Origin of the sequence: Vibrio sp. 10N.261.46.A3 (genome assembly GCF_041472995.1) — a bacterium.
Taxonomy (GTDB): domain Bacteria; phylum Pseudomonadota; class Gammaproteobacteria; order Enterobacterales; family Vibrionaceae; genus Vibrio; species Vibrio coralliirubri.
The window spans coordinates 57,641-64,580 of record NZ_JBFRRH010000078.1; the positions used below are offsets into that span (position 1 = coordinate 57,641).

5 protein-coding genes are annotated in these 6,940 nt (G+C 44.1%); 1 reads left to right on the forward strand and 4 read right to left on the reverse strand.

Annotated elements, in window-relative coordinates:
• Positions 1–179: 179 nt before the first annotated feature.
• Complete coding sequence (gene fdxA, locus AB4484_RS18455) at positions 180–503, reverse strand: ferredoxin FdxA (RefSeq protein ID WP_010431058.1); 324 nt, start codon at positions 501–503, stop codon at positions 180–182.
• A 254-nt stretch (positions 504–757) separates the two neighbouring features.
• Between fdxA and AB4484_RS18460 the strand changes: the two genes are divergently transcribed.
• The gene (locus tag AB4484_RS18460) at positions 758–2,389 is read left to right on the forward strand and encodes an NAD(P)/FAD-dependent oxidoreductase (protein ID WP_048606003.1); all 1,632 of its coding nucleotides are present in this window, start codon (positions 758–760) and stop codon (positions 2,387–2,389) included.
• A gap of 124 nt (positions 2,390–2,513) precedes the next feature.
• Here AB4484_RS18460 and AB4484_RS18465 read toward each other — a convergent pair whose 3' ends face one another.
• From AB4484_RS18465 to bluB, 3 genes are all read right to left on the reverse strand, one after another.
• Positions 2,514–3,974 (reverse strand): hypothetical protein, encoded by a 1,461-nt coding sequence (locus tag AB4484_RS18465; RefSeq protein WP_372079700.1) that lies wholly within the window; start codon positions 3,972–3,974, stop codon positions 2,514–2,516.
• Between the two features lie 197 nt (positions 3,975–4,171).
• Complete coding sequence (locus AB4484_RS18470) at positions 4,172–5,827, reverse strand: ABC transporter substrate-binding protein (RefSeq protein WP_372079702.1); 1,656 nt, start codon at positions 5,825–5,827, stop codon at positions 4,172–4,174.
• Positions 5,828–6,029: 202 nt separating this feature from the next.
• A complete protein-coding gene (gene bluB, locus AB4484_RS18475) occupies positions 6,030–6,701 on the reverse strand; it encodes a 5,6-dimethylbenzimidazole synthase (protein ID WP_372079704.1) in 672 nt (223 codons plus the stop codon).
• Positions 6,702–6,940: the final 239 nt, after the last annotated feature.

Below are 6,940 nucleotides of genomic sequence, written 5' to 3' on the forward strand. Positions count from 1 at the left end.
CAGCTAGCCAGATTTAGCGGATACAAAGAGCAAGATTCCCTATCTTGCTCGTCCCTCACAGTAGGGAATGACGTAAAAAAGAGAATCGAGGTAAAGTTTACTTCAGCCGTCATCCTCAAGAAGGAGGGACGACTGAGTTGGGGATCTTTTTTGAGGACGGTTTATTTCAAGTAACAGAATTACTTTTCTAGCATTGCCAACTTATCAGCTACACCATTCCACTTTTCAGCGTCATCCATTGGTGCTTTTACTTCCGTTTGCACAGGCCAAATCTCAGCAAGCTCTGCGTTCACTTCGATAAAGATCTTTTGATCTTCTGGCAGTTCATCTTCTTGGAAGATTGCTTGAGCATCACATTCAGGTACACACAAGCCACAATCAATACATTCGATTGGATTGATTACCATGAAATTTGGGCCTTCATGGAACGCATCTGCGGGGCACACTGCCACACAGTCTGTGTATTTACATTGAATACAATTATCGCCTACGACAAATGCCATGATGCTCTGCTCTATAAGTTAGTCAAAATTGAAGAATGGGGGATAATACTCATCCCAAAGCAAAATTCAACATCATACGGCTCTAATATCGTGTCTATTTGCTCCATGTTTCCAAATTAGTATGACAGATAAATCAATTTCTCGTAAAATGCGCGCCATTGTGAGCTTATCGCTTCTTCGAACATCAGTGTTTCCATCAAACTCTGTATTGAGAAACGATCTAGCTAAGACACCTATAAAAACGAGACATCGAAATGATACGTTTAACCGAAATTAAACTCCCACTAGACCATGAAGAGTCTGCGATTCAAGACGCTATTGAAGCGAAACTTGGGATTAACTCTGATCAGGTACTCTCTTTTAATATCTTTAAACGTGGCTACGATGCTCGTAAGAAATCAAAGATCTTACTTATCTACACGCTTGACGTTCTCGTTGAAAACGAAGCTGAGTTGTTAGAACAATTCATTAGCGACCCGCACGTAAAAGTGACTCCTGATATGGAGTACAAGTTTGTTGCTAAAGCGGTTGAGAACCAAACTGAGCGCCCTGTGGTTATCGGCTTTGGCCCATGTGGTCTATTCGCTGGCCTAGTGCTTGCTCAAATGGGTTTCAACCCAATCATCGTTGAGCGCGGTAAAGAAGTTCGTGAGCGTACTAAAGATACCTTTGGTTTCTGGCGTAAGCGTACACTGAACACTGAATCAAATGTGCAGTTTGGTGAAGGCGGCGCAGGCACATTCTCGGACGGTAAGCTATACAGCCAAGTTAAAGATCCAAAGCACTACGGCCGTAAAGTAATTGAAGAGTTCGTTGCTGCGGGTGCACCAGAAGAAATTCTATACGTAAGTAAGCCGCACATCGGTACCTTTAAACTGGTTACCATGATCGAAAAGATGCGCGCTTCTATCATTGAACTCGGCGGTGAAATCCGTTTCAGCACTCGTGTTGACGACGTTCATATGGAAGATGGTCAAATCACTGGCCTAACGCTTTCTAACGGTGAAGAGATCAAATCTCGTCACGTGGTATTGGCTGTTGGCCACAGTGCTCGTGACACATTTGAAATGCTGTACGATCGCGGCGTTTATATGGAAGCGAAGCCTTTCTCTGTTGGTTTCCGTATCGAACACAAGCAATCAATGATCGATGAAGCTCGTTTCGGTAAGAACGCAGGCAACCCAATCCTAGGTGCTGCGGACTACAAACTGGTTCACCACTGTAAGAATGGCCGCACTGTATACAGCTTCTGTATGTGCCCAGGCGGTACTGTAGTAGCGGCAACGTCTGAAGAAGGCCGCGTAGTAACTAACGGCATGAGCCAATACTCTCGTGCAGAACGTAACGCAAACAGCGCAATCGTTGTAGGTATCGACCCAGAGCGTGATTACCCAGGTGACGCACTGGCTGGTATCCGTTTACAGCGTGAGCTAGAAAGCGGCGCCTATGTTCTTGGTGGTGAAAACTACGATGCACCCGCTCAGAAAATCGGTGACTTCTTGAAAGGTCGCGATCCAAGTGCAATCGGTGAAGTACAACCGTCATTCACGCCGGGTATCCACCTGACTGATATTTCAAAAGCGCTGCCTGATTTTGCTATCGAAGCGATTCGTGAAGCAATCCCAGCGTTCGAGAAGAAGATCAAAGGTTTCTCTACGCCAGACGGCCTACTAACCGGTGTTGAGACTCGTACGTCTTCTCCTGTATGCATCAAACGTGGCAAAGACTTCCAAAGCATCAACCTTAAGGGCTTCTTCCCCGCTGGTGAAGGTGCAGGCTACGCAGGCGGCATCCTGTCTGCTGGTATCGACGGCATTAAGGCTGCAGAAGCGCTAGCACTATCAATGGTAGAGCAGAACCAAGCTGAGAAGATTGAGATCGCTTAAGCGCTTTCGATAAAACAAAGCTAGATCGCAATCAACCAAAACTAAAAATCCAGTGTCTTGTCGACACTGGATTTTTTTATTGCATAAAGGTATCTAGAGTTATTAAGTCACGACTTCGTCAGCGTTACGTGCAAGTCTCTTTTGACCAGTTCACACCATCATCTGAACACTCAAATCGACTTGTTCCATTTTGGTAATAATAACCTTTAGTCCAGTTACCTTGAGAATATCTAGACGTTATCGTTTGAGTATAATCAAACGGCGTATTTTCAATGTGCGCATACTTATGTCGGTTCCAGCTGTCAGAGCCATATGAACTATTGTCATTAAAATCTACCGATAGATAGTTGAGCGCATCAAAGTCGCTGCGCGACACATTATCTAACGAATCACCAAGATTAACCCACTCTGGATGTGGTGCGTTATTCTCAAAATTAAATTTCGCTTGTACTTGGGTAAACTGGTCTTTGTAGTCACCGACAAGATCTGCCGTCAAGGTTTGCATAAAGCCCGCACCAACGTCTTGACGAGAACAGCTGTCCCAATCAGGTTGTTGAGACCCGCTACGGTTAATCACACCAAAAGTAGTCAATGAGTTAGGCAGAACCTGCTGCTTGATGGTCTCTTTCACTGAACATGAATATTCCGTTCCATCACTATTCAATGAGAACAAAGCTGCTTTGTCATACTCTAAGCCATCTTTCTTCTGACCATTACGCTCAAAATGTTCACTTAACGCCAGTTCTGTCTGCAGGTCGGCTGAAACTTCATGTTCAATGACAATCAGCTTGTCCGCAGTCATCACTGTTTTAACTTTATACCACTTATTAATTTCGTTCTTCTTGGCGTAGTCCCAATGCTGCCAGTAATAGTCAACATAAGCTTGCTGGGCTGTTGGGTTCTCTTTTTGAATCTCTTTGGTCTCTTGATACGACTTTTTAATGGCAGGCATCATCTTCTGCGCTAAATCGTAGAGCTCAGTGTTTTGATCTTTAACGAAATCACCATACAAGTCCTCGACTGCGATGTTGTATCGGTTCGCAATTCGGAAGTCATGCTCTTTCACATTTTGGATAATACTATTTTGGGTGTTCACGGCTTGCTTCAAAGCAGAACAACTGTTTAAACCACCTTTATACAAGTCGGCTTGGATCTGATTCCATAACACGGTCGTAAGTGGCGTAGTCGACTTAATTTCTTGCTCAGAACTCACCGTCATGACTGGCGGAAATATTAACTGATAAGGTTCAGTAATCGGTGAATTTGGGCTGTCCGCATCAATAGCGCCCACTGGCACATTCACTACGATTGGAGCGTAGTCCATACAGTCTGAGTTAGAGCCCGTCAAAGATAGCTCATAGCTGCCCTCATGGTCCGTGATACTGCTAGGCTCACCTTCATCTAATACGCCATTATAATTGATATCTAGAAACGCGGTCGCCCCGGAAATATACCCGTCAATGGCGACACCTTGTAAGGTTCTCGTTTGAGGAGCAGGAGCACTTGTGTTGCTACCACCGCCTCCTCCGCCACAAGCCGTAAGGCCACCAGCTATAAGTGCGATAGAAATAAGCTTAAGTTTCATTCGATTAGATCCTAATGAAATACATTATAAATGGAATTGTCATTGGGGGGATGACCGGAAATGACTGTGGTAGTCATAGCCAGCCATAATAGCGATTAGCATTAGAAAGAAACACGAAAGGGTGATAGCCGATTCGTGCATGTTTTCATTTTGAACAGAAACTAAAAGATGGGGAAATGGGGTTAAAATTGGACTATTTACTTCTCGCTCGAAGCTATCCAAAGCTTATAAAAGTCACTATAACCGGTTTGGTTAATCTCTACGCCATGAACCTCAACACTATTAAAAACCTTCTCTTTGCCGTGAAATAACGGACAAAGTAACTTCTGTTGATAAAGCGAATCTTCAATCTCTTTCAAGTCGATCATCGGGTTCTCGCCACTCACAGCGGCTCTAACTCTCTTGCAATGCGCCTTCATCTCAGAATTGTTGAAAATGAATCTGAGCCCAGAGGAAGCAAGTAGCCAATCGTAAAGGCCATAATCGGCTGGCTGTTCGATAACTTCTTCAATGAATAACAGGTCTGCCGATTCACTCATGGAGCTAGGGTCACTGATATTGGGAAGCTCAACAACTTCAATAACGACACCTGTCTTTGCAATCGTTTGTTGCAGCCAGTCAGCCATCTCTTGAAGTAAAGGAATCGTCATTCTAGGTCGTGTTAACACAACAGTGCCCGTCAAAATAGGAATGGGATTGCTGCATGTTAATTTACTCGGCGAGAAAGACAGATCATCCGTCACCATATCAACATCAAACACTTTACTGCTGGACTTGATAAACGATACCAGCCTATCGAGTTCTTCAGGGGTTATGCCCGAGTTTTCTCTACGATTAACCGCAAGATACGAAAGTGCATTGATAGTGGTTTCTTCAGCAACACCAGATTGATTAAAGCTCAGAGTGTGGTCATTCAAACCTTCTATGTCGGTGAGCGTTATCTGTTCTAACAAGGCATTTTGAGCAAAGTAACCTCGGTGACGTTTAAGAACCAAGCGCTCTTCGCTCCAATCATCTAATGAGAAAGGACCAGTTCCAATATAGGCACTGCGACCGCTCGAAAAATAAGTACGCTTGCAACGGTAAATAGACGCGTGAGGACTACTCAATGCATAGAGAAACATTGGGTTTGCGTGTGTTAGCTCAATAGTCAGTTGTTTATCACCCACAACTTGAACATCACTGACCTGATCAAATAAAGACTGTACCGGACCTTCGATATTTTTTAGCTGCAACAAACATTGAGCAACATCTTTAGCCGTTAAAGTTTCACCGTCGTGGAATAACACATTCGGTCTCAACCAAAAATGCAGAAAGCGCCCTTCCATCTTCCAATGGTGCGCAAGGCTCGCTTGGGGATTTCCCTCATGATCTTGGACGAGTAACGTATTGTAGAGACTTCTTAAGATGTGATGTTCGGCGGTTCGGTATGTTTTTGCTGGCTCAAGGTTATCGACCCACGGATATTGAGTGATCAGCAAATGGTCATGTTGTTGATTGAACAGACTATGCTTTTCAGTCGCTAGCGTCAGTGCCTTTATTGCAGCATCACCATAGCTTTCTAGAAGACGAGGAATAACGTTAAAGCACCCTTGTTCTAACTGAAGCGCTAACACTTGTTCTAATGCTTCGGGAAAGCTGACCAAAATTCTAAATTGGCTAAGCTTCCCTCTTCCTTTAGACGGAATCCAACAAATCCAGCGATATTCCGATAAGCATTTAAGAATGATCGAAGTGTTTCTGCGAGACGTCGATAACGAGTGTTCTAGATCATCGATCGTTAGGTGATACTCTTCACCTAATTCATACTTTGCAATAAGCTGTTGAAGTCTACGTAAGTTAGCGTCGTTCAATGGATATCCGAATTAAGCGTCTAGAGGAACGAGAATAGCTGTAACCCAAATGGGAGGTCTATTTACTCGTTCAAGTTGGAATATGCTTTATGAAACTGTTGATATAAATAATATCAAGATCCAACTTAATTTATAAACACCTCTTTTAGCAAACAAAATAATCACTGATCGTGCATATTCAGTGACAAAAATAAGTGGGAGATTAATCCTCCACCGGATTCGCTATTTGCTCTGCATTCCACTTACCTTCATGAATCGCCGAGTTGACGTCTCTTCTTGGTAGCCACCCCATGGTTTCAAGTTCTGGTTTATCTTTGAAGTGATCAACGTAGCCAATACACAGGTACGCCACAATATCGATGTTTTCCGGGATATCGAGTGCGTCTCGCAGGACAGAATCATGGAGAATGCTCACCCAACCTAACCCAAGGTTTTCAGCTCTTGCCGCGAGCCACAAGTTTTGAACCGCACACACGGTGCTGTACAGATCCATCTCTTGTTTGATGGTTCTGCCTAAAACTACTTTTCCGGTTCGGTTGCGATCGCAAGTCACGCAGATTCCGATAGGTGATTCAACAATACCTTCAAGCTTTAGTCGCTTATACATCGCCTGTTTTTCATCGGCGAACATTTCCGCTGATTCGGCATGTGCTTGATTAAAACCGGCTTTGATTTGTTGCTTAGTTTCGATATCACGGACAACGACAAAATCCCAAGGCTGCATAAAGCCAACGCTAGGAGCATGGTGCGCTGCAGTTAACACACGCATCAACACATCGTCAGGGATCTCTTCTGGAAGAAACTGACCACGAACATCTCGGCGAGAAAAAATCGTTTTATATACTGCATCGCGTTCATTCGGCGTAATTTCCATACATCCCTGTCTTATCGTCGTCTTATTGAGCCAGTATTATCCAACTAAAGTGTGTATGTTGCTAGGGCGTGTTGACCTTTCGTGGTTAAATTTTGTTCGGATGGGGACGCCTAGTCAAAAGCGTTTTAATCGCGGCGAGGGAGAAGTAGCCTAGTCATTCTAAGCAAATCTCCCTCAACAAAGAGTAAAACGCTTTTTGCGGGGGCGCCCAGCTCGAATCCTTCGGGCAGCGTTTGCTG

Coding starts and splice junctions, on each gene's coding strand:
- fdxA (WP_010431058.1), bottom strand. CDS start 503: ATGGCATTTGTCGTAGGCGATAATTGTATTCAATGTAAATACACAGAC.
- AB4484_RS18460 (WP_048606003.1), top strand. CDS start 758: ATGATACGTTTAACCGAAATTAAACTCCCACTAGACCATGAAGAGTCT.
- AB4484_RS18465 (WP_372079700.1), bottom strand. CDS start 3,974: ATGAAACTTAAGCTTATTTCTATCGCACTTATAGCTGGTGGCCTTACG.
- bluB (WP_372079704.1), bottom strand. CDS start 6,701: ATGGAAATTACGCCGAATGAACGCGATGCAGTATATAAAACGATTTTT.